General features: G+C 63.0%; 22 protein-coding genes and 1 pseudogene. 5 read left to right on the forward strand and 18 right to left on the reverse strand.

Translation table 11 applies throughout. The features are described 5' to 3' along the window. Position 1: 1 nt before the first annotated feature. On the reverse strand, positions 2–754 hold the full coding sequence (gene fliR / locus ACZYHG_RS13070) for a flagellar biosynthetic protein FliR (RefSeq protein WP_464614144.1): 753 nt from the start codon (positions 752–754) through the stop codon (positions 2–4). Further along, positions 751–2837 (reverse strand): annotated as a pseudogene (flhA, locus tag ACZYHG_RS13075) (flagellar biosynthesis protein FlhA). Before flhA ends, fliR begins: the two are co-directional and overlap by 4 nt. A 115-nt stretch (positions 2838–2952) precedes the next feature. On the opposite strand from flhA, the gene ACZYHG_RS13080 reads away from it, so the two are divergent. Then, positions 2953–3252 carry a putative quinol monooxygenase gene (locus ACZYHG_RS13080; RefSeq protein WP_464614145.1) on the forward strand — a complete coding sequence of 100 codons (300 nt, stop codon included), beginning with the start codon at positions 2953–2955 and terminating at the stop codon, positions 3250–3252. A 4-nt stretch (positions 3253–3256) separates the two neighbouring features. Here ACZYHG_RS13080 and ACZYHG_RS13085 read toward each other — a convergent pair whose 3' ends face one another. Together ACZYHG_RS13085 and ACZYHG_RS13090 are read right to left on the reverse strand one after the other, a co-directional pair. Further along, a complete protein-coding gene (locus tag ACZYHG_RS13085; RefSeq protein WP_464614673.1) occupies positions 3257–3841 on the reverse strand; it encodes a DEAD/DEAH box helicase family protein in 585 nt (194 codons plus the stop codon). A gap of 90 nt (positions 3842–3931) precedes the next feature. Further along, positions 3932–4420, reverse strand: coding sequence for a MarR family winged helix-turn-helix transcriptional regulator (locus tag ACZYHG_RS13090; protein ID WP_464614146.1), 489 nt, complete (start codon positions 4418–4420; stop codon positions 3932–3934). A 62-nt stretch (positions 4421–4482) separates the two neighbouring features. On the opposite strand from ACZYHG_RS13090, the gene ACZYHG_RS13095 reads away from it, so the two are divergent. Together ACZYHG_RS13095 and ACZYHG_RS13100 are read left to right on the forward strand one after the other, a co-directional pair. Continuing rightward, entirely contained in the window at positions 4483–5211 is a 729-nt protein-coding gene (locus tag ACZYHG_RS13095; RefSeq protein ID WP_464614147.1) for an NAD-dependent epimerase/dehydratase family protein, read from the forward strand. A gap of 16 nt (positions 5212–5227) precedes the next feature. Next, positions 5228–5734, forward strand: coding sequence for a cupin domain-containing protein (locus ACZYHG_RS13100; protein WP_464614148.1), 507 nt, complete (start codon positions 5228–5230; stop codon positions 5732–5734). A 46-nt stretch (positions 5735–5780) separates the two neighbouring features. Here ACZYHG_RS13100 and ACZYHG_RS13105 read toward each other — a convergent pair whose 3' ends face one another. Further along, the gene (locus tag ACZYHG_RS13105; RefSeq protein ID WP_464614149.1) at positions 5781–6092 is read right to left on the reverse strand and encodes a hypothetical protein; all 312 of its coding nucleotides are present in this window, start codon (positions 6090–6092) and stop codon (positions 5781–5783) included. A gap of 280 nt (positions 6093–6372) precedes the next feature. Between ACZYHG_RS13105 and ACZYHG_RS13110 the strand changes: the two genes are divergently transcribed. After that, positions 6373–8154 carry a chloride channel protein gene (locus ACZYHG_RS13110; protein WP_464614150.1) on the forward strand — a complete coding sequence of 594 codons (1782 nt, stop codon included), beginning with the start codon at positions 6373–6375 and terminating at the stop codon, positions 8152–8154. On the opposite strand, the gene ACZYHG_RS13115 is transcribed toward ACZYHG_RS13110, so the two are convergent. Next, the gene (locus ACZYHG_RS13115) at positions 8151–8771 is read right to left on the reverse strand and encodes a hypothetical protein (protein ID WP_464614151.1); all 621 of its coding nucleotides are present in this window, start codon (positions 8769–8771) and stop codon (positions 8151–8153) included. The genes ACZYHG_RS13110 and ACZYHG_RS13115 overlap by 4 nt on opposite strands. Before the next feature lie 251 nt (positions 8772–9022). Here ACZYHG_RS13115 and ACZYHG_RS13120 point away from each other — a divergent pair, with 251 nt between their 5' ends. Further along, on the forward strand, positions 9023–9637 hold the full coding sequence (locus ACZYHG_RS13120; RefSeq protein ID WP_464614152.1) for a TetR/AcrR family transcriptional regulator: 615 nt from the start codon (positions 9023–9025) through the stop codon (positions 9635–9637). A gap of 37 nt (positions 9638–9674) precedes the next feature. On the opposite strand, the gene ACZYHG_RS13125 is transcribed toward ACZYHG_RS13120, so the two are convergent. From ACZYHG_RS13125 to fliK, 12 genes are all read right to left on the reverse strand, one after another. After that, on the reverse strand, positions 9675–11318 hold the full coding sequence (locus ACZYHG_RS13125) for an MFS transporter (RefSeq protein WP_464614153.1): 1644 nt from the start codon (positions 11316–11318) through the stop codon (positions 9675–9677). A gap of 161 nt (positions 11319–11479) precedes the next feature. Further along, a complete protein-coding gene (gene asnB / locus ACZYHG_RS13130) occupies positions 11480–13348 on the reverse strand; it encodes an asparagine synthase (glutamine-hydrolyzing) (RefSeq protein WP_464614154.1) in 1869 nt (622 codons plus the stop codon). A gap of 235 nt (positions 13349–13583) precedes the next feature. After that, positions 13584–13850: a flagellar biosynthesis protein FliQ gene (gene fliQ, locus ACZYHG_RS13135; RefSeq protein ID WP_013893193.1), complete on the reverse strand. Its 267-nt coding sequence runs from the start codon at positions 13848–13850 to the stop codon at positions 13584–13586. Between the two features lie 12 nt (positions 13851–13862). Continuing rightward, on the reverse strand, positions 13863–14270 hold the full coding sequence (gene flgD, locus ACZYHG_RS13140) for a flagellar hook assembly protein FlgD (RefSeq protein WP_027030837.1): 408 nt from the start codon (positions 14268–14270) through the stop codon (positions 13863–13865). After that, positions 14270–14713, reverse strand: coding sequence for a flagellar biosynthesis repressor FlbT (gene flbT, locus ACZYHG_RS13145; protein ID WP_464614155.1), 444 nt, complete (start codon positions 14711–14713; stop codon positions 14270–14272). The genes flgD and flbT overlap by 1 nt, the downstream gene beginning before the upstream one ends. Beyond that, a complete protein-coding gene (gene flaF / locus ACZYHG_RS13150) occupies positions 14710–15057 on the reverse strand; it encodes a flagellar biosynthesis regulator FlaF (protein ID WP_027030835.1) in 348 nt (115 codons plus the stop codon). The genes flbT and flaF overlap by 4 nt, the downstream gene beginning before the upstream one ends. A gap of 32 nt (positions 15058–15089) precedes the next feature. Continuing rightward, on the reverse strand, positions 15090–16133 hold the full coding sequence (locus ACZYHG_RS13155; protein WP_464614156.1) for a flagellar hook-associated family protein: 1044 nt from the start codon (positions 16131–16133) through the stop codon (positions 15090–15092). A gap of 3 nt (positions 16134–16136) precedes the next feature. After that, a complete protein-coding gene (gene flgK, locus ACZYHG_RS13160) occupies positions 16137–17591 on the reverse strand; it encodes a flagellar hook-associated protein FlgK (protein WP_464614157.1) in 1455 nt (484 codons plus the stop codon). A gap of 27 nt (positions 17592–17618) precedes the next feature. Beyond that, entirely contained in the window at positions 17619–18878 is a 1260-nt protein-coding gene (locus ACZYHG_RS13165; protein WP_464614158.1) for a flagellar hook protein FlgE, read from the reverse strand. A gap of 79 nt (positions 18879–18957) precedes the next feature. Beyond that, on the reverse strand, positions 18958–19626 hold the full coding sequence (locus ACZYHG_RS13170) for a response regulator transcription factor (RefSeq protein ID WP_027030831.1): 669 nt from the start codon (positions 19624–19626) through the stop codon (positions 18958–18960). Between the two features lie 225 nt (positions 19627–19851). Then, positions 19852–20439, reverse strand: a complete 588-nt coding sequence (locus ACZYHG_RS13175; RefSeq protein WP_464614674.1) for a transglycosylase SLT domain-containing protein — start codon at positions 20437–20439, stop codon at positions 19852–19854. Next, positions 20369–21646, reverse strand: coding sequence for a flagellar hook-length control protein FliK (gene fliK, locus ACZYHG_RS13180; RefSeq protein WP_464614159.1), 1278 nt, complete (start codon positions 21644–21646; stop codon positions 20369–20371). The genes ACZYHG_RS13175 and fliK overlap by 71 nt, the downstream gene beginning before the upstream one ends. Positions 21647–21648 lie beyond the last annotated feature (2 nt).

Here is a 21648-nt window from a genome sequence, read left to right on the forward strand (position 1 = left end):
GTCACCTCGCCAATGTCAGGTCGACGAAGCCGTCGACGAACAGCGACAGCATGGTGCCGATGGCGAAATAGAAGATGATCATGCCGCCGGCGATGACGAAGGGCTGGGAGATGAAGTAGATCGGGATCTGCGGGGTCAGCTTGTTGACGAAGCCGATCGTCAGGTTGACCAGAATGGCATAGGCGACAAACGGGCTGCCAAGACGGATGACCAGGAAGAACGTGTCCGACACCGTGTCGGTGACGTCGACGAGGGCTGCCTGCGGGTTGAAGAAGACGTTGACCGGCGCGACGGTGTAGGAGGCCACCAGGGCGCGCACGATCTCGTGGTCGAAATCGAAGACGAACAGCATCAACAGTGCCGAGAACGAGATGATGGCGGCCAGCGCCGCCTGCGGCTCCGGCTCCTCGATTGCCGGTCCGCCCGAGCCGCCATAGCCGATCAGCATGGCGATGGCCGAGCCCATGAAGCGCAGCGCTTCCATGTAGAGCCTGGTCATGGCGCCGATCAGCCCGCCGACCAGAAGTTCCGAGATGATCATCGGCACCAGGATCTGCGGGCGTGGATCGACAAAGGGAAAGATCTTGTCCCACAGGAAAGCGAGCAGGCCGCCGGTGGCGGCGACCGCCACGAACAGCCTGACCTGCACCGGCACGCGGGCGCTGGACAGGCCCGGCATCAGCATGAAGCAGGCGCCGATGCGGCAGAAGGCGAGGAACGCCGTGATGACGACGCTCTGCGAGAGAACGCTCACGATATGGTCCCGAGCACCCTGATCTCGACGCCCTTGGCGATTTCGACATGGGAGAGCACCGGCAGCGTGGTGAACAGGCGCTCGATGATCATGCGCACATAGGGGCGGGCGTCGGGAGCGGTGACAAGGACGAAACGCTCACCGGCCTCGAGATGTTTCTTGATCGCCTTGGTGGCGTCCTGGCCGAACTCCTCGAGCTGGCGCGGATCGATGTCGAACTCGCGCACCTCGCCCTTGGCGTCGCGCTTGAGGCTCTGGTGGAAGGCGAGGTCCCAGCGGTTGCCGAGGCGCAACACTTTGAGCACGCCGCCTTCCGAGAGGTCGCCGCAGATCTGCTGGGCCATGCGGATGCGGACATGCTCGACGATCTGCTCGGTGCGGCGTACATGCGGCGCGATCTCGGCGATCGCCTCGATGATCAGATGCAGATTGCGGATCGAGACGCGCTCCGCGAGCAGCAGTTTCAGGACGGCCTGCAGGCCGGGATAGGAGATGTGCGTGGTGCAGATTTCGTCGGCGAGCTTGCGGTATTCCTGGTCCTGGCGCTCGAGCAGCGCCTTCATGTCCTTGTAGGACAGAAGCTGCGGCAGGTTGTTGCGGATGACCTCGGAGAGATGGGTGAGCAGCACCGACATGTTGTCGGCGAAGGTATAATTCTCGCGCTTCAGATCCTCGGCGAAGGTTTCAATGACGGAATAAGCGCGCATGCCGAAGGCCGGTTCGCGGATCTCCTCGCCGGGTATCTGGGGGATGTCGCGGCTGCCGAGCAGCACCATGATCTCGCCGACCCGCATCTGGTACTCGGCCACCACGGTGCCGTGCACCTTGATCTGGTAGCTCTTGGGCGGGATGGCGAAATCGTCGGCGACGCGCACTTCCGGTACGACGAAGCCGTATTGCTGGGCGAATTTCTTGCGCATCTTGCCCATGCGGAAGACCAGCTCCTGATGCGACACCAAGAGCCGGGTCGACAGCTGCTTGCCGATCAGCAGTTCGATCTCGGCGGTGGCGAGCGAGGCCTTGACCGAGTTTTTTCTTCTTCGACCTTGGTCGCCTTCTCCTGGTTCTTGAGCGCTTCCGCCTCGGCGATCACGCGGTTCGCGCGCAGCGGAATGATGTAGCCGAGGCCGGCCATGCCAGCGGCGAGCGCGAAGAAGGGGAAGAGGGGCAGGCCGGGCATCAGGCCGAGCAGCACCAGCAGCGAGGCAGCGACATACAGAGCGCGCGGATGGGCGCCGAGCTGGCCGAACACGGCCTGGTTGGTCGAGCCGCGGGTGCCGCCCTTGGAAACCAGCAGGCCGGCGGCCAGCGAAACGATCAGCGCCGGGATCTGGGTGACAAGACCGTCGCCGACCGACAGCTTGATGAACACGTCGGCGGCCTCGCCCATGCCCATGCCGTGCCTGATATAGCCGATGGCGATGCCGCCGACGATGTTGATGGCGGTGATGATGAGGCCGGCGATGGCGTCGCCGCGCACGAATTTCGAGGCGCCGTCCATGGAGCCGAAGAAGGAGGATTCTTCTTCCAGCTCGCGGCGGCGCAACTGCGCGGTCTTGTCGTCGATCATGCCGGCGGAAAGATCGGCGTCGATCGACATCTGCTTGCCGGGGATGGCGTCGAGGGTGAAGCGGGCGCCAACTTCGGCGATACGGGTGGCGCCCTTGGTGATGACGATGAAGTTCACCACGATCAGGATCATGAAGACGATCAGGCCGATGACGAAGTCGCTGGCCATCACCAGCTTGGAGAAGCCGGCAATGACATAGCCGGCGGCATGCGTGCCCTCATTGCCGTGCGACAGGATCATGCGTGTGGTGGCGATGTTGAGCGACAGCCGCAGCATGGTGGCGATGAGCAGCACGGTTGGAAACGAGGAGAAGTCGAGCGGCCGCTGGATCCACAGCGCCACCATCAGGATCAGCACCGAAAGCGCGATCGAGAAGGCGAGGCCGATGTCGATGAGAAAGGCCGGGATCGGCAGGAACAGCACGGCCAGGATGATGATGATGCCGAGCGCAAAGAAGACGTCGCGGCCGTTCTTGGCCACCGCGCCGGGCTGGATGCTTTCGCTGATCGCCATTCAAGTCCTCGAACCATAGACTGCCGCGCATGCCACAGCCCGGCGAGGGTAGCTGGCCAAGCTTGCGCGAGGGTGGGAGAGTGGCCGTCCCGAATCCTCGCAAGAAGGAAAACCCATGCTCCTGATCGTTGGCACCATCCGTCTGCCTGTCGGAAAGCTGGAGGAGGCAAGGCCGGTCATGGAGCGCATGATCTCGGGTAGCCGCGCGGAACCCGGTTGCCTGGAATATTCCTATGCGCAGGATGTGCTTGATGCCGGGCTGATCCGGGTCACCGAGGTGTGGCGCGACAGGGCGGCACTCGATGCGCATTTCCGCTCGCCGCACATTGCCGAGTGGCGCTCGAACTGGCCGGTGCTTGGCATCGGCGAGCGCAATCTTGTGCTCTATGAGGCCGGCGACCCCACGCCGACCTGACCGGTCAAGGCCCTGCGTCCTTCGAGGCTACGTCAAGTATGTGTGTGTGGATTGCGCGGGCACTCTCCCCGGCGCTGAATGCCGTTACATCAACGGTCAGGCCGTTGGCATGCTCTGGCGCAAGCACGGCGGCCTTGCGGCTGCGGTGTCGTGCTGCCTCCGGATCGATTGATTTCAGTCGATCGCGCCGGCCGGGCGACACGACCCTGCGGATCAATTCGGCTTCGCTGCAGAGCAGGCGCACAGGCACAAAAAGAGCGCCGCGCTTCTCGGCCGCATCTCTCATCTGGCCGTAGGATGAATGGCTTCGGATATCGCCCTGGATGCCGGAACTCGTAAAGATGAAGTTGGCTGCGGGATCGCAGAGTGTCGTGATTGTATCCAGCACGGCCTGCCGGACCTTTGCGGTCTGCTCCCAGACGGCATCAGGCAATGTCTTGTGGCCGTCGTCATCCAGCAACGCAAGTATAGGATTGTTGATCCAATGATTATCGACAACGCGCGCGGGAAACAGTGAAACGAGCTCCCGTGCGATGGTCAGCTTGCCAGCACCGGGAAAGCCAAGAAGCAGGACAAACACGTTCTCGATCAAGCGTCAGTCTCCCATGAAGTTGTATCGCGCCTTTGCAAGCCGAACCGGGCCGTCGATGTTTGCGCGAGGCGAGCCATCAACTCACCGCTATTCCGCTTGCGCCTTGCTGGCGGTGGTGGTCGCGACACCGACCAGCCAACGCCTGACGATCCGGTCCTCTTCCGGGGAGAGATCGCTGATCAAGTCCGCTTCGATCTGATGCACGCGCTCGCGGCATTTCTTCAGCAGTGCCCGGCCACTCTCGCTGAGATCGATGTGCTGGATGCGGCCATGGATGGCATGCGGCTTGCGCACCAGCGAACCGGTCCGTTCGAGATTGGCGACGATGACGCTGAGGGTTTGCGGGGTGAGCAGCGCCAGCCGGGCAAGATCGGCATTGGAGAGGCCGGGATAGGCCGCAAGCATGGTCAGCGTGGCAAATTGCGGCTGCGTCACACCGAGATCACCCAGTGCCCGGTCCATTCTGAGTCTGTGCGCGCCGGCGGCCTGCCGCAAGAGATAGCCGAGATAGCCTTCCTCGCCGCGTTTGCCTTCGCCGGGAGCGGGAATCGATGGATGCGGATTTGGCTTGCGCATGATGTAAGAGCTCTTATATGTTGTTCGTGCACTGATACTACGACGATGTGGAGTCCATGACGATGGGTCATCGAATTTTTGTTGCCGGCGCCTCGGGCGCCATAGGGCAGCGGTTGATCCCACAGCTTCTGGCCGCTGGCCATGAAGTCATGGGAACCACGCGAAGTGCGGAGAAGGCCGAGAAACTCCTCGCGTTTGGCATCGAACCGTTCGTGGTGGATGTCTTTGATGCCGACGCGCTGTCACGGGCGATGATTGCCGTCCGTCCCGACATCGTCATCCATCAGCTGACCGATCTGCCGTCGGGCCTCGACCCGAGCCGGATGGGCGAAGCGATTGTGCGCAATGCCCGCATCCGCAACGAGGGCACCCGCAATCTGGTCGCGGCCGCCGTCGCGTCCGGTGTCCGGCGCATGGTGGCGCAAAGCATCGCCTGGGCCTATGCGCCGGGTCCGGAGCCGTATGGCGAAACCGATCCGCTGGATGGTGGCGCGAGCGGCAATCGCGGCATCAGCGTCAGCGGTGTCATTGCGCTCGAAAATTCTGTTCTCAACGCACCATTCGCGGGTGTCGTCCTGCGATATGGCCAGCTCTATGGCCCAGGCACCGGAACCGATGCGGCTACCGGCGCATCGCCGGTGCATGTCGATGCGGCTGCCTACGCCGCGTTGCTCGCGCTCGACAAGGGTGTGCCCGGCGCCTTCAACGTGGCGGAGCCCAACCCTGCGGTCTCGACGCAAAAGGCGGTCGAGGAACTGGGATGGCGTGCCGATTTCCGTTTGCACGCCTGAATTCGGAGATATCGTCATGATCGGCAATCAAGCGCGTTTGCGCACCGGCCAATCTCTTATCGCCATCAGCGCCGTCGGGGTTATTTTCGCGCTCACGACAAAGTGGGCCGGCCCGGGTATTGTTGGCACCGTGCCTGATGGCATGGACATGCAGATGGCAAACGCCGATGCGGACGGTGCTGCCGGAGCACGGCCGAAGACGGTCGTCACGCCGATCTCCTGCGAAAAACTGCCCAACGTGCCGGGCAAGTCCATCACCACCGCGATCGTGGCATTTCCGCCAAATGGTTTTACGCCTCGCCACCGGCACCCGGGCTCGGTCAGCGCCTTCGTCCTGAAGGGCACGCTGCGCTCGCAGCTCGAAGGCGGCCCTGCCGGCACGTATACGCAAGGACAGACATGGTTCGAGCCGCCCGGCGCGGTTCATCTGTTCGCCGAGAATGCGAGCACCACGGAGCCCGCCGAACTCCTGGCGACCTTCATCGCCGACGACGATTGCGGGCCGCTGACCATACCTGACTGACGGTTGGCCTATCGCTCAAGCTGGCCAGCAGATGTCATCGAAAAGCCTAGCAGGCGTTGACCTGTCTGCAGGACCAACCTCCGCCATCGGTATCGTGGCAATCTTCATAGCTGCCGTACCACATGTTTGTTGAATTACGGTACCAGGGATAACCGCCAGGACAGCAGACATCCTGTTGCGCAAGCTGAAGAAATTCTTCTGTCGGCCGGCTCTGTCTTTGCGTATTGCCGCCGAGCAAAAGAAACATGGCGTGTGAAATATCCTGCTTGGCCGGCATATCCATGCTTGAGCTGCTCATCGCGGACGAACTCAAAAAAATCGTGCAAGCAGCTAGTGAAAAAAACCCCCGCGCACTCATGTTCTCCTCCTTGAGGAAAATAAGGACAAACTAAAATACCACTTGTCAGGTGATGCGTCGATTGCGCAAGCGAACTGAGGAGGGGCATCGCTGCGAATCCGTTGTCCGATTTCGGTTGACCGACTAACTTATGCCGCTTGGGTTCAGGGATTGGCCAAAAGAAGCCTCTGAACCGTTCGAAAACGATCCTTGCATAGGGCAGCCGGCATCGCGGTTGCCATGCAGCATCGCTGGGCGTATCAGCCTTCCACGTCCCTTTTGATATCGGCGAGCCGCCCCGGTGCTTTCCAGAAGCCAACCACAAGTCTACGCCCGCCGGCTGCGCGCGGTGCTTCTGAGGTCAATTCCTCTGCTCGAGGCGCGCGGCATCGCCGTGGTCATCCTGGCCGGCGTCGTCGGTGTCATGGCGGGCATATTGGTCACCGCGATGAGCCAGATCGTGCAGGATTTGCACGGGCTGCTGTTCGGCGTTCAGGCGGGCGGGCGGCTTTCCGGCATGTTCTCGCTTGCCAATCCGCTGCAGGCGCTGGTCCCTGCGATCGGCGGTGCCCTGCTCGGGCTGAGCGTGATCTGGCTCAGAATTCGGAAATTCCGCACGCCGGTCGACCCGATCGAAGCCAATGCGCTCTATGGCGGGCGCATGTCGCTGACCGATACTTTCGTCATCGTATGCCAGACGATGATCTCCAGCGGTTTCGGGGCTTCGGTCGGCCTCGAAGCCGGCTACACGCAGGTCGGGTCCGGCCTGGCATCGCGGCTGGCGCGGATATTCAAGTTGCGCCGCAACGATGTCCGCCTCCTGGTCGGCTGTGGCGCGGCCGGCGCCATCGCCGCAGCCTTCGACGCGCCGCTGACCGGCGCCTTCTATGGTTTCGAACTGGTCATCGGCATCTACTCGGTCGCCAATGTGGCGCCTGTCATGACGGCCGCGATCTCAGCCTCGCTGACAGCGGAAATGTTCGGCGGCGTGCCGTTTCCGTTGGAGCTTTCAGGGCTGCCGCAACTCACCCCCAGCCAGTATGTGCCGTTCCTGCTGCTCGGGCTGCTTGGCGGCGCGGCTTCGATCGCCATCATGCAACTGGTGACGCTGATCGAACGTGGTTTCAACAGATTGTCGGTCGATGCCTCGCTGCGCCCCGTCATCGGTGGCGTCATCGTTGGCCTGCTGGGACTGATCACGCCGCAGGTCCTGTCCAGCGGCCATGGCGCGCTGCACCGCGAATTCGCCATGAACTACGGGCTGGCCGTGGTGGCCAGCGTCTTCGTACTGAAGCTCGCGGCGTCGGCCATCTCGCTCGGTTCGGGCTTTCGCGGCGGCCTGTTCTTCGCCTCGCTGTTCCTTGGAGCGCTGCTCGGCAAGGCATTCGCGGGCGTGATGGCGCTCGTCTCGCCGGCGACCGGCATCGATCCCTCTGTCGCCGCCGTCGTCGGCATGACGTCGCTGGCCGTCGGCGTCGTCGGCGGTCCGCTGACGATGACTTTCCTGGCGCTGGAATCGACTCGCGACCTGACGCTCACCGGCGTCGTGCTGGCCGCGTCCATCATGGCGGCGATCCTGGTGCGCGAAACCTTCGGCTATTCGTTCTCGACATGGCGCTTCCATTTGCGCGGCGAGACGATCCGCAGCGCCCACGATGTCGGCTGGATGCGCAGCCTCACCGTCGGCTCGATGATGCGCAAGGACATCAAGACCATCGATGCCTCGACGCCGCTGGCCGCCTTCCGCAAGCAAATCCCGCTCGGCTCCGCCCAGCGCGTCATCGCTGTCGACCCAGGAGACCAGTATGTCGGCGTGCTGATCGTCGCCGAACTGCACAGCGATCCCTCCGGCGGCGAGGTGCCGGTGCGCGATCTTGCCCAGTACAAGGATGCCGTCCTGGTGCCCTCCATGAACGTGCAAACCGCCGCCGAGACGTTCCAGCGTGCAGGCGCCGAGGAACTGGCCGTCGTCGAGGATTTCACCGATCACATCGTGCTCGGGCTTTTGACAGAGGGCCATCTGATGCGGCGCTATGCCGAGGAACTCGAAAAGGCGCGCCGGGACCTGTCGGGTGAGGGTTAGCGGGCAACCGCTCGCGTCTTGCCACCCCACCAGCGCATGGCCATGACGGCGACGAGAAGCGCTACATAGGGCCAATAGTGGACGTCGTGCACCGCACGCTTGCCCTCGGCGATCACGAAGGTCAGCCATATGTCGTAACCGCCGACGGTGTGGAGGATGCGCCATGCGCGCGGTCCGAGCCATCCCGCCGTGCGATCGAAGGACGTCGTGGCCATGGCGATGATGAACAGATAGGCAAGGCCGCCGAAGACGAACATCGCCTTATCCGTGGCGTCATCGAACTGCGCCGGATCTATCCGGAAGAAGGTGACAAGAGCGATCGCATGGATACCGTGCGAAAATGCAAAGGCAAGTCCGATCTGACGCCGATGGCGGCGCAGGAACAAAGTCGGTGGGCTCGGCAGACGCTGTGCCAGCGCCGATGCTGAAAAGGCGGTACAGAACAGGATGAGCGACATCTGTGCGGTGAGCCGAACGACCTGGCGGACGGTCTCGACCGAGAAATCGCCACGATATGCGACAAGCCCGGATAGCGCGAGGATGATCGCTGCCAAAAGCCAGAGCAGCCACCAACGGCTGGTTGCCTTGGTAGCAAGGGGTGGTGTGACGACGGTCATGGTGCCTCCAGGGCAATCAATGTAATCACTACTTACATTGATTGGCGACCAATGCAATCCCAGAAGTAAGTCGTGCTTGCATCGATCGCGGAATTGTGATGGCTGCTAAAGCGCGTCGCGTTTGAACGGACTCAGGCGACGCGCTTTAGGTGTTGTTTCTATGCATGTCGTTCTCCCAAAACCGGGGCCACTTTTGAGAGACATGCATTAGGGCGTCAGCTCGAAAATCAAAGGACGTTCCGGACAGCGGCATGGAGACGCAACGCAAGACATACCATCACGGCAGTTTGCGGCAGGCGCTGATCGATGCGGCCCTTGCAATTGCCAACGAGGATGGCGTCGACCAGGTGACGGTGCGGGAAGCCGGCAAACGAGCCGGTGTGTCGTCGGGAGCGCCGTTCCGGCATTTTCCAACCAAGACCGCGCTGATGACCGCGGTAGCCGAGGAGGCGATGCGCCGGTTTCGCGCCGAGATAACGGTTGAGCTGGACCGAACGGAGAAGCTCGATCCGCTGGCGCGCTTTCGGGCGCTCGGCATCGCCTATCTGCGCTGGGTCATCGACAACCCGACGCATTTCGAGATCATCTCGATGCGCCGGGCGATCGATTTCGACGCCTCCGAGACGCTTGTTCAGCTCAACGAAGAAATCCGCGGCATGATGGTGCGTATCCTGGAGGACGCGCGCTCCGCCGGCCAACTGCGAACAATGGATATGGAAGGCGTCCCCCTGCAGGCGCGAGCCCTGGTCTACGGGCTTGCCCGCATGTGGATCGACGGCCAGTTTGCGCAATGGGGCGGCGCCGAGAAGGCCGAGTTGCTGATGCGGCAAAGCCTCGATAATTTTCTCGCGTTGTTGGCAAAGTAGAACAGCGGACTTTCCACTGATCGCCGGGCGATACGCCTCAGTGCTCGATTGGCCCCTTGGCCGGTATCAGCGTTGTGCCGGCGGTCGTCGGGCGCTCGATGACGCGGCGCACGCGCGGCGGTTCCTCGCCGCTGTGCAGTGCCCGCAAGCGGTCGCCGACCATGGCGTCGGCATGGGTGATGCGGCCATTGTGCCTGACATATTCGAGCCAGGTCGGCGTGTGGTAGTGCTCGATCCATATTGTCGGATTTTCGAGATCGCGCGCCAGCGTCCAGTTGCGGGCGCCGTCGCGGCGGCGGATGCGGCCGCGTTCGGCCATGGTGGCGAGGAATTCCGCCTCGTCCTCGTGGCGGATCACATATTCGATCATGATGGCGATGGGACCGCTGCGCGGCTTGAGGTCGAGTGCCAGATGCGGTTCCTTGAAGCGGTTGAGCGGGTCGAGGTTCAGCACCTGCTGCTGCGGCAGCGGCAGCAAAAGGCCGATGGCGCCGCCCGCCAGCATGGTGAACGCGGCCGCGATCAGCGCCGTCTCGGCGCCATGCGCATCGGCGACGACACCCCATATCCAGCTGCCGAGCGCGATGCCGCCGAAGGTCGCCGTCTGGTAGACCGACAGCACCCGGCCGACAACCCAGCGCGGTGTCGCCATCTGCACGGTGACGTTGAAATGCGAAAGCGCGATCACCCAGCAGGCACCGCCGACCAGCAGGCCAAGCGACGTCTGCCAGGCGTGATGGCTGATGGCGGCATTGAAGGCGCAAAGCGCGAAGCCGGCGAAGGCGCAGCGCACCATCGTCTCGCTGGACAGCAGTTGCCGCAACCGCACGCTGATCAGCGCGCCGCCAACGGCGCCGATGCCGAAGGCGCCAAGCATGATGCCGTAGGTCAGGGCGTCGCCCTTTACGACGTCGCGCGCCACCAGCGGCAACAGCGCCAGGACGGCGCCGGCGCTGAAGCCGAAAGCCGCGCCCCTGACCAGCACCTTGCCGATGTTGGGCGACATGGCGACATAGCGCAGACCGGCACCCATGGCAGCGCCCAGCGACTCGCGCGGCAAGGTCGACACCGGCACGTCACGCTTCCAGCGCGCCATCACGATGATCAGGCCGATATAGCTCACGGCGTTCGCCGCGAAGGCGGCCGCGGCGCCGGCAGCCGCGACGATGATGCCGCCGATCGCCGGGCCGACGCTGCGCGTCAGGTTGAAGCCCATGGAGTTCAGAGCCACGGCGGCCGGTACCTTGTTGCGGGGCACCATGTCGCCGACCGAAGCCTGCCATGACGGGCTGTTGAGCGCCGTGCCGCTGTCGATCAGGAAGGTGAAGGCCAGCAGCGTCCAGGGCGTGAGCAGATTGTAATAGGTGAACACGGTCAGAAGCACCGAAACGACCAGCATGAAGGTCTGCGCGACCAGCATCACCTTGCGCCGGTCGAAGCTGTCGGCGATGGCGCCGGCGACAAGCGCAAACAGCATGATCGGCAAGGTGGTCGAGGCCTGTACCAGCGCGACCTGATAGGGCGAGGTCGCGATCGTCGTCATCATCCAGGCGGCGCCGACGCCCTGGATGAGGCCACCGAAATTGGAGACGAGACTTGCGGCCCAGACGGCGCGGAAAATGCCATGCCGGAACGGCGCCAGCGCAGAGGCGCCCTCGCTTTCCGGCTTCTCGTCAATCATGGGTGGGTTCCTGCCACTGCGTGCTGATCCTTGCGGTTTCGCCGCATCGTTTGCCGAAACTATGGCATTGCGCCGCAAAGGGCGAACCTCATGCGCGAAAGATCATGGTCCAACAAGGGGATAGCGGAGGGCCACGCTGTGCTGACCCCTCAGGGCATGGTTTAACCCGCGTCCCTGGCCGCCGCATGCAGCGCATCGGTCAGATGGCTGGTGGTCTGGCCGCCGGCATGCAGGCGAAGGAAAAGCTCCATGCCGACCAGCCGCAGCCGCGACGGCTGGTCCCGCCTTGCCAGATCGACCAGGTCTTCGACCGAAGCTGCCGGCCATTTCATGACGTCGCGCAGCAAGCCACCGCGCAGCAGGCTCTCGGTGCCCGTGGTGAAATTAGCGGATACCTGGAAGCCGTTCTTGCGAGCGTTCACGTTCTGAAGCGGAATGTGCTTTTCGGCGACTCTCTTCAGCAGCCATTTTCCTTGCTTCTGGCGGTATTTGTGACGTCTCGGCAGATGAATGGCGAAGTCGATCAACCGGTTTTCGAGGAACGGCACCCTGAGTTCCACCGAAGCCGCCATGCTGAGACGGTCATGCCTGTTCAACAGATCCTGCAGATGCCCATACATGTCGTGAACGCAGCATCCCAGGAAGGCGCGGTCGCTGAGTGACGCGACCGGCTCGAGCCGGTCGAAGATTTTCGTCTGAAGGAAATTCAGTTCCGGCGACAACGCCCTGAGAACGATGTTGCGGTCCCAGCCATGGGCATTCGCGATCGATGTGCGGAAAGGGGCGTGACGCTGGCGCTCGAACTTGCGGGCAAGGCCGGCCTTGGAGCGAAACAGGCGTTGCGGCCATGCCCATGGCCGCCATGGGCGCATGCTGGCTGCCTGCCAGTTGTAGCCGCCAAAGAGTTCGTCGGCGCCTTCACCGGTCAACAGCACCTTAATGCCATCGGCGCGGCACTGCTCGGCAAGCGCCAGCAGGCAGACATGGCTTGCATGCCAGCCGTCGCTTTCCAAATGCCAGATGGTTCTTGGCCACAATTCCAGGAACCGGTCCTTGTCTATGGGCACCCTGTTCAGCGGCACGCCGGCATGGCGCGCGGTGCGTTCGGCGTCTTCGGCCTCGCTGTGGCCGATGCGCGGATCAACGACATAGGCTGATATCTCCGGCCTGAACCGTTTCGCCAGCGTTGTGACGAGACCGGAATCGACGCCGCCGCTGCAAGCGGCCGCCAGCCTTGTATCGGCAATGCAATGCAGCCCGACGCTGTCCTGGATCAACGCCTCCAGCGTCGCCATGTGCTCGGCGTCGGTGGCGGTGTCACCGGCAATGCGGGACGCGTCTAGCTCGTCGAGGACATGCCAGAAGCAGCGCTTCTCGATGCCGGCGTCGGAGATCTTCCACAGACCCGCCGGCGGCAGCCGCTCTATGCCCTCGAACAGGCTGGAACTGGAGTCGCGGCTCTGCCAGGCAAGGCGCAAGGTGATCTCGCGCGCGTCGATGGTGCGGGCGAGACTGTCGCAGGCAAGGATAGCCTTGTCCTCGGAGGCGAAGAGGATTCGCTCAGCTGTCTCGGCCACAGACATCGGCTTGATGCCGAGGCGATCGCGCGCGAGCCAGAGCGCGCCGGCTCGTGCATCGAAATAAGCCAGTGAAAACATGCCGTCGAACAGCCGGATGGCCTTGTCGGGCCCCCAATGGTGCAAGGCTTCGAGGACCACTTCGGCATCCGAGACTGTTCGGAACCGCCGGCCCTCGGCCTCAAGTGTCGCGCGCAGTGCCCGGTAGTTGTAGACTTCGCCATTGTAGACCAGCACGCCCTGGCCACAGGCGGTGAGCATCGGCTCGCGCGCTTGCGTCGAGAGATCGATGATCGAGAGCCGCCGGTGACCGAGCGCCAGCCGGCTGTCGTTCCATGTCGCATGATCGTCGGGGCCACGATGCGCCAGTGCCTGCATCATGCGGCCGACGTCGCCGAGATCACCGCCCGTGATCGGGTTCCGCTTGCGCCAGACGCCGGCTATGCCGCACATGGTCTGCCGGTCGATCTGGTCTGGTTCGGGGGTCTGCGGGAAGCCATTGGGACTGAACGATCATCGGGCCGGAGTGGCTGACACCGCAATCTAGAGCAACTCTAGGAAAAGTGTGAAACGGTTTTCCGTCCGGAGTTGCGTCCAAACAAAGAGCTAGAGCCGGAACCGGGCAAGCCGCAAGCGGAGGGCTGGTTCAAGCAATTGCGGAGGCTCCGGAGCTTTTCCCTCGAACGGTTCAGAAGCCGTTCTGGATGCGCTCGAAGATGACGTTGGTGAAGGCCGATATCTGGCCACCGATGAACGGGCCGGTGAGCGCCACCACCAACATGATGGCGACGATCTTCGGCACGAAGGTCAAGGTTATTTCCTGGACCTGGGTCAGCGCCTGGATGAGGGCGATGCCGATGCCGACCGCCATGGCGACCAGCACCACCGGAGCGGACGCGGTCAGCACCGTCCACACCGCGTACTGGACGATGTCGAGTGCGTCGGCCTCGTTCATGTCAGGGGTGGCCTAGCTCGCCGGCTTGATCGACACGCCCGCGCCGACGGGAACCGTGGTGCCATCCTGCAGCACCGCGATCAGTCCGTTGCTGCCAAGCGTCACCGAGGCCACCGTGCCGGTGGTCTTGCCATCGGCCGAGGTGATGTTGCGGCCGATGAGAGCGTCGGCCTGCGACAGCGCCGAAGACTGCATGATCTGGTCGAGCTTGGTGTTGGTCTGCACCGATTGCTCGACCTGCGAGAAAGTGGCGAGCTGGGCGACATATTGTGTCGAATCCATCGGCTTGGTCGGATCCTGGTTCTTCATCTCGGCGATCAGAAGCTTCAGGAACGAGTTGTAGTCGACAGCTGTCTTGGAGGTCTGCGTGCTGGTCTGGTTGGCACCAACCGGTATCGTCGTCGTCATGTCCACGGTCATTAGTAGCGTGCTCCCACGGCCAGCGGGCGCGCGGCGCCCGGAACATCGTCATTGCCGCCAAGCGCGCGGCGTTCGAGAGGATAAAGCGAACGGATCGCCTTCAGTGCCTCGTAGATATGATCCTCGCCGACCATGCGGTCGATCTGCTTCAGGCCGCTGCAGATATCAGCGTCTTCGAAGCTTGCGATGAGCAGCGGCAGCGAGCGGCGGAACATCTCGCGCGCCTCGCCGGCACCGGCGGGATTGATCAGCATCACCTGCACGATGAAGTAGAGCTGCCTGAGCGGCGTCGAGGCGTCGTCGGCCTGTATCACATGGCTTTCGAGCAGGAACTGCACGTCGTTCATCAGTTCAATGGTAACCTTGCGGTCGACACGGATGACGGCGCCGTTGATGTAGATCTTCTCGTTGGGTTTCAGCGATATCTTCAGCGTGTTGGTCATTGAATGCCGTCGCGGATGATCTGGGACACTTCGATCAGCCCTTCGAAATTGTTGGTGCGACCCTGGCGGATATCCTCTGTCTCGCGCAGCAGCCACAGGCCGATGGAAATCAGATTGGCGCGCAGTTCCTTGGGAAGCGCATTGTCGCTCGAGCCGAGATCCTCGACGAAGGCCGTCCAGACCCGCATGGTGAAATGCAGCGCTTCCACCGCCTCCATCGAACTATGGCCGGCCGCTGCTGCAGCCGACAGCATGTCGATGGAACGGGTCAGGAGTTCACGCTCACGATCCTTGGCGTCCGAGACGGAAGTGCTCTGGATGTCGGCGTAGGAGTATTGGTACATCGTTGGCTCTACCGATCCGGTTCAGAGTGTTCTCAGGTCAGGTAATTCAGCAGGCTGAGCTGCTGGAGGCGTGCCGTCAGCGCAAAGGAGTTTTCGATCTGCTGCGTCAGATTGGCGACGCGGGTCGCGGCTTCCGCCGGATCGACCGATTCGAGATCGAGTATGTGGCGCTCAAACAGGTCGGTCTGCGTCTTCATGCGGTCGCTGGCGTCGGACACCCGCTTCTGCACGATGCCGGTCTGCGACTGGACCTGGGCGATGCCGCTCAGCGATTCGCCGACCATTGTCTGCGTCCGGCTGACGATGGTGTCCTTGGCCGCCTGGCTGATGTTGGTGGACATCAGGCTGGTGACGATGGCGGCCGCCATTGCAAGCTTCTTGATGCCGTCGCTGTTGGCGCCGGTGGAGGTCTCGGTGGTTTCGTTGAGCGCGATGCGGCTGACGATCTGCTGGTCGGTTGCATTCGACATGTTGGCCTGCCAGCCCGCGCCCATGAACTGTGGTGTGACATCGTTGGTGATGAAATCGTCCATCTGGGCCGCGGTGATGTTGGCGGCGGCCGGATCATCGGGCGTGAAGCCGAACTTGGTGACGAAGGAGGCGTCGAAGGCCGCCTTGGCGGGAGAGCCGGCGGCCGTGAAATCGTTGATCGGCTTGACGTCGGTGTTGGTGCCGGCGAACAGATATTCGCCGTTGACGCTGGTGTTGAGGATCGAGCCGAGTTGCTGGATGGTGGTCTTGCCAGCCGACTGGGTCAGGCTCTGCGAGGAATCCCCAGATGATGCCGATGTCAGGCTGGACAGGAAGGTCTGCGCCACCCCCGAGAGTTGACTGAGCGAGGTCTGCGTCGATGAAAGCCGGGCGGCGACCAGGCCGTTGGAATCGACGATGACGTTGAGCCGGTCGAGATCGCGCGAGAAGGTCACGGATTGCGCGGTGCGACCGCCGAGTGCCAGGCCGACATCAGCGACCTTGCCGGTCGAGGATTCCTTCGTGGCTTTGACCAGGTCGGACTGCATGCGCATCTGCTGATAGCGCATGGCATTGGTAAGGGCAGCAGTAGAGACTGAAGTCATGGCTTATCCCACCGCGCTGAACAGCGCCGTCATCATGTCGTCAACGGTTTTCATCATCCGGGCCGACGCCTGGTAAGTGTGCTCGAGGTCCAGCATCAGCGACATTTCCTGGTCGACATTGACGCCGGTTGCGTTGGACAAGGCATCGGCGCTGCGCTGCGCCAGGGCTTCCTTGGCATCGGCGGCGGTCGAAGCCTGCTGACGCACACCCTGCAGCCAGCCGATCGAATTGGCAGCATAGTCGGAAACGCTGGATGTTGCCGAAATTCCGGCCGAGGGATCGAACGGCATCGGCTTGTCGAGCTGGTCGCCATAGGCAACCAGAAGGTTGGAGTATGAAGCCCCGCCCGTGGTGTTGGCGACATAGGCGGCACCGTTGGCGCCACCGTCGCGCAGCAATGTCGGATTGCCGCCGGCGCTGGGATCCATAGCGGCATTGACCTTGATCGTTCCAGCAAGGCCGTTGACGAGCGTGCCCGCGGCCGGCACTGCCGGCGCGCCCGACCAGGTGAACAGGCCGGCGGCGTTTGGCATTGACGGTGCGGTTTCGGCGAAGGCGGTGATCAGGCCGCGCGCGGTTTCGTCAAGCTGGCTCTGCATGGTCGAGGCGACGCCGTCGCGCAATTGCAGCAGGCCGGCAATCGTGCCGCTGGCGGTGGTGTTGCCGCCGGTGCCGGCCGAGACCGGTACATTGTCGATATAAACGGTGTTGCCGGGGGCTCCGGCGGCATAGCCGGCCGATGGCGTGAAGCTCACCGTGCGCGGTATCGTCTCGAACAATGTCGTGCCGTCACCGGTGGTGATGACCATGTCATTGTCGCCACGCGTGAAGGTCGATACCGGAATGTAGTTGGCGATCTTCTTCAGCAATGCATCGCGCTGGTCGAGCGCATCGGAAACGTCGGTGCCCGAACGGGTGCCGGACATCACCGCCGTGTTGGCATCCTGGAACTGGCCGAGCAGCGAGTTGAGGTCCTTGACGGCCGTATCGATCTGGCCGTCGGTCTGGGTACGAAAATCCTGAATGGCCTTGGAGCCATCGTTCAGGGAGCGCACGACCTGTTTGGCCGCGTCGATGACGCTGGAGCCAAGGTTCTGGTTGGACGGCGAGGTGGCGTAGAGCTGCAGCGCCTGCTGCAGATTGCCGATTGCGGTCGAGGGCGAGGACGCATTGTCGACGCCATTCACCGAAACGTCGAGCTGATCCATGCCGCTGTAGAGCGCGCTCTGGCCGGCGTAGGCGGACAGAGCGCCGAGGTTCTGACGGAACAGCAGGTCGTTGGTCGCGCGCTGAATATCAACCGAACGCGCGCCGGGCGTCGTGCTGGTGACCAGCGCGATGCGGCGCGAATAGTCCGGATTGTTGGCGTCCGCCACGTTGCGGGTGACAACGCTTGTCTGCCGCGAGGTGGCCAGAAGCGCCGATTGGGCGATGCTCAGTGCGGAGGAAAGCGACATGCTGGTCTTTCACGGGCGAAGCCCGGTTTATCTCTTCAGGTTAACAAGGACGTCCATCAGATCGGAACCGGTCTGGAAGACTTTCGAATTGGCGGTGTAGCTGCGCTGTGCCGCAATCATGTCGGTCAGCTCTTCGGCGATATCGACGTTGGAATTTTCGAGCGCGCCGGAGATGATCGAGCCGGCCTTGCCTTCATTGGCAAAGCCGACACGGACCGCACCGGAGTCGGTGCCTTGCGCGTAGACATTGCCTGGTAGCGCCTTGAGCTGGTCAGGGCTCTGCACATCGGCCAGCGGAATCTTGTAGAGCGCCTTCGAGGTGCCGTCCTTGAACTGGGCGTAGATGGTACCATCCTTGCTGATCTGGATCTTGTCGATGGTGCTCGGCGCGTTGCCGTTGACCTGGGCGTCGGAAACGGTGAAGCCGGTCCCCAGCTGGGTCAGCTTCGACAGGTCGAGATCGAGGCTGGCGCCGCCCGGCACGGTGAATGAAATGCCTGTGGGCGTGCCGGTCAGCTTGCCGGTGGTGGTGTCGAACGTCAGGTTGGCTGAGCCGAGCGCGCCGCCGGCGGCATAAGGGAATCCGGTTCCAGGCGTTGCCTTCGATTGGTCGAAGACCGCCACTTCCCAGGTGCCGGCACCGGTGTTGGTGAAATAGACGTCGAGCAGCTTCTTGTTGCCAAGATTGTCATAGGCGACCATCGACGATTTCGAGGTGTACTGCGCGGTGGCGGCGTTGGCGCCGGGCAGGTTGGCAGTGGCGACCGGTGTCGCACCCGCCGGCAGATTGCCACTGTAACTCCCCGTGGTGCTCGGCGTTGCGGTCAATCCCTGATCGGAGATGACGACCGGCTCCAGGCCTTCGAAACCATTCACCGTCGCTGCCGGCGTGCCATTGGCGTAGCTGTAGGCCATCAACTGGAAACCGGCCGCGTTGACCAGCCTGCCCTGTGCGTCGGGAACGAAGGCGCCGGCGCGGGTCAGGAAAGGTGTGCCGCTCGGGTCCTGGACGACGAAGAAGCCGTCGCCGCTGACGGCGAGGTCGGAAACCGAGGTCGTGTACTGGAGCACGCCAGGATCGCTGACCGCCTGCCGGATCGTCGTGGTGACGCCGCCGGAATTGTAGGCGCCACCCGTCGACGGCATGATCAGCGTCGAGAATTCGGCAGAAGACCGTTTGTAACCAGTGGTGTCGGAATTGGCGATGTTGTCGGCTGTCGTCGACAGGCGGTTGGCCTGTGCGTTCATTCCGGAAACGCCGGTCCGCATCATTCCGTAGAGGCTCATCGAAACGTCTCCGCTATGTCCATGCCACTGGCTGCGAGGCTACGCGTCCTGTCTTGCGCGAAGCTGGCGCGGCCACGCATCAGAACACCAGCCGGTAGCCGAGGAAGCGTTTGGAATCGATCGGGTCGGTACCCAGCTTCTCGCGCAGTTTCTTGCGCAATTTGCTGATGTGGCTTTCCACCACGTTCTCCTCGACCTCTTCGTCGAAGATGCCGTAGATGGCGTTAAAGACCTGGGTCTTGGTGACGCGGCGGCCGCGGTTGCTCGCCAGATATTCGAGGATGCGGCGTTCGCGGCGCGGCAAGGGCAGCGGCTGGCCGTCGATCTCGGGGTCGCGGCCGTCCATGAAGATGCGCATGGCGCCGATCTCGGTATAGGCGACGTCCTCCTGGGCACGGCGGCGGATGGCGGTGATGCGGGCCAGGATCTCGCGGATATGAACGGGCTTGCGGATGACGTCGTCGACGCCGCTCTCGAACAACCGCAGCGTGTTTTCCAGGGAATGCTGCTCGCTCAGCGCAATGACCGGAGCTCCGGTGCGATCGCGGATCTGGCGTGGAGAGATCGTGCCTTCGCGGCAGTCACCGATGAGGAAGGCGCGGACCGACCGCAGATCGGTATCGGCGGCCGAGTTCACCCACTCGCCGAATTCGCCGGGCGCGAAGCCCGCGCAGGCGACGCCCTCGCGATCAAAAAGTGAATTGTATCCGTCTGTCACGAGCTCTCGCTCGTCCACGATAACAATCATCGGCCCCACCTTCCGAATCAGCACATCTGCCCCGTGGGGAAAGGCGTAACCGCTGGCGGGAATCCTGAACAACCGTCATTTCTTGTAACTAGTTTCTTGGGAGTCTGGAATCGTACCGGTTGCATTAGCGTGCAGCCAGATATGCTTGGGGTGGCAAGTCTTGATCAAGTCAAAACAGACGCCCGCAAAGTGCCCGAATTGGTGTATTAGAAGCAGAAGATACGCTTACGGGTTGCAGAAGGTGCGAGCGTTGGTGGTCCACTTGCCAAAACCGGTGGCAACCATGTTGGCGATCACCCTGCAGACATAGACCTTCTGTGCCGGGTCGTTGTCAGGACCGGCATCATAGCGGGCGACAGCCATAGACCAGGTTTCGTGGCGGGCATGCAGATCGGCCAGAAAACGCGCCGCGTAGTCGACGTTCTGGCGCGGGTCGAGCATGTCCTCGACGCTGCGGAAATGCGCGGAATGATAGTGGTGGTTGATCTGCATGCAGCCGAGATCGATCAGTGTCTTGCCCTCGCGCTGTGCATTGGCGAAGGTGGCAAGGGCTTCGGCGCGGCTTTTTGGGAAGACCGCTTTCCCCTCTATATTCAAGGCGTTAGGCTGAAGGCTGCCCTTTTTTCCGGTTTCGGTCAGGCCGACGGCATAGAGGATGCCGGCGGGCACGCCATAGCGGTCGGCGGCGCGCAGGATCTCGGGCTCGCAGGGATTGGTCGCGGCAGCGGCGCTGTTTGCGAGGCTAGATAAACATATCGCTGCCAGTGCGCTCGCGAGAAGGCGAAGCGGCGCGGCCGTGTGCTTGCGCGTCATCATGGTTACCCCTTGCGGACTGCTGGCCCGGTTGCTGGCCGCCGGCTCCACTGTTGCCGCCGCTGGAGTTTCCGGGCTGAAAGGATGACTGGTCGCGGCCAGGTGCGGCGGTCAGCGAAGCGGTTGCATCCGTCCGGGTTGTAGCCGGAACGGCCACTGACGGTTGCAGGATGGTGACCTTGTCGACCTCGAAGCCCAGCCCGCGCAGCGACTTGACGATCGCCTCGCTGTCACTGGAAAGGCGGCGGTAGGCGTCGTGCGTTTCGGGCATCAGTTCAATCGAGAGTTGTTCTCCGGAGAGGCGAAGATGGGCCGTGACCACGCCCAGCTCGGCCGGGTGAAGTTCGATCTTCAACACATGTGTCGGAACGGCAACAGAGTTGGCCAGCTGGGTGGTCGCGGAGGCCGTCGAGAACGCTTGCTTTGTGCCAACGTCGGCCGCTACGGCATTGATTACGTTAAGCGCCGCCTGGCTCATCGGCGCCTGTGGCGGGGCCGGGAAGCTGCGCTCGGAAACCACGTCGATGCGCGCCTGCGCCGAGAGCTGTTTTCCTGGCTCCGAACGTAAGGAGGACTGAACGTCGGCAATGGACTTCAGTTGTGGCGCTGCCTGCTTCTGGTCCACGCCCGGCACGTCGGCTGCCGGTGCCTCGGGCAGCGGGCCAGCAGGGGTGCCATTGTCACGCGGTGGCGCGCCGGCGGCGGCATTGCGGAGGGACTGGCCGTCGACCTTCGTCAGCGGGCCGTCGACGAGCGACACCCGCTCAGGTTTCGACATGGGCTCGAGGTCGTCGTGCCCGGTGACGGATTTCGGCTGATAGGCCTTCGGTAGGACCTTCCCGTCGAGTGCCGGTTCCTGTCCGGCTTCGCCCGCAGCCGCCGACTTGGCCGATGTCGAGAAATGGCGCAAATCATGGTACGCCATCAGCAGCGGCAGATGATCGTCAAGTGGCGTTGCGCCTGCGTCGGTCGCCGATTTTTCGGTGTCGGCGTCCTTGTCCGCCCCAACGTCCTTGCCGTCTTTCGTGGATTTCGCAGCCGTCGATCCGCTCGGCGTGGTCCTTGCCTTGCCGGCCGGCATCGGTTCATCCTCGCCGGCTTGCGCCGCAAGGCCAGCTGCCAGCTTGCTCCAGCGCGGGTCGCGCGGCCCGGCGTCTTTCGCCGGCTGTTTTTCCGGGTGGGCAGAGCTTGCGCCGCCATCCACCATCT

The sequence above is a fragment of the Mesorhizobium subarcticum genome (genome assembly GCF_055456085.1).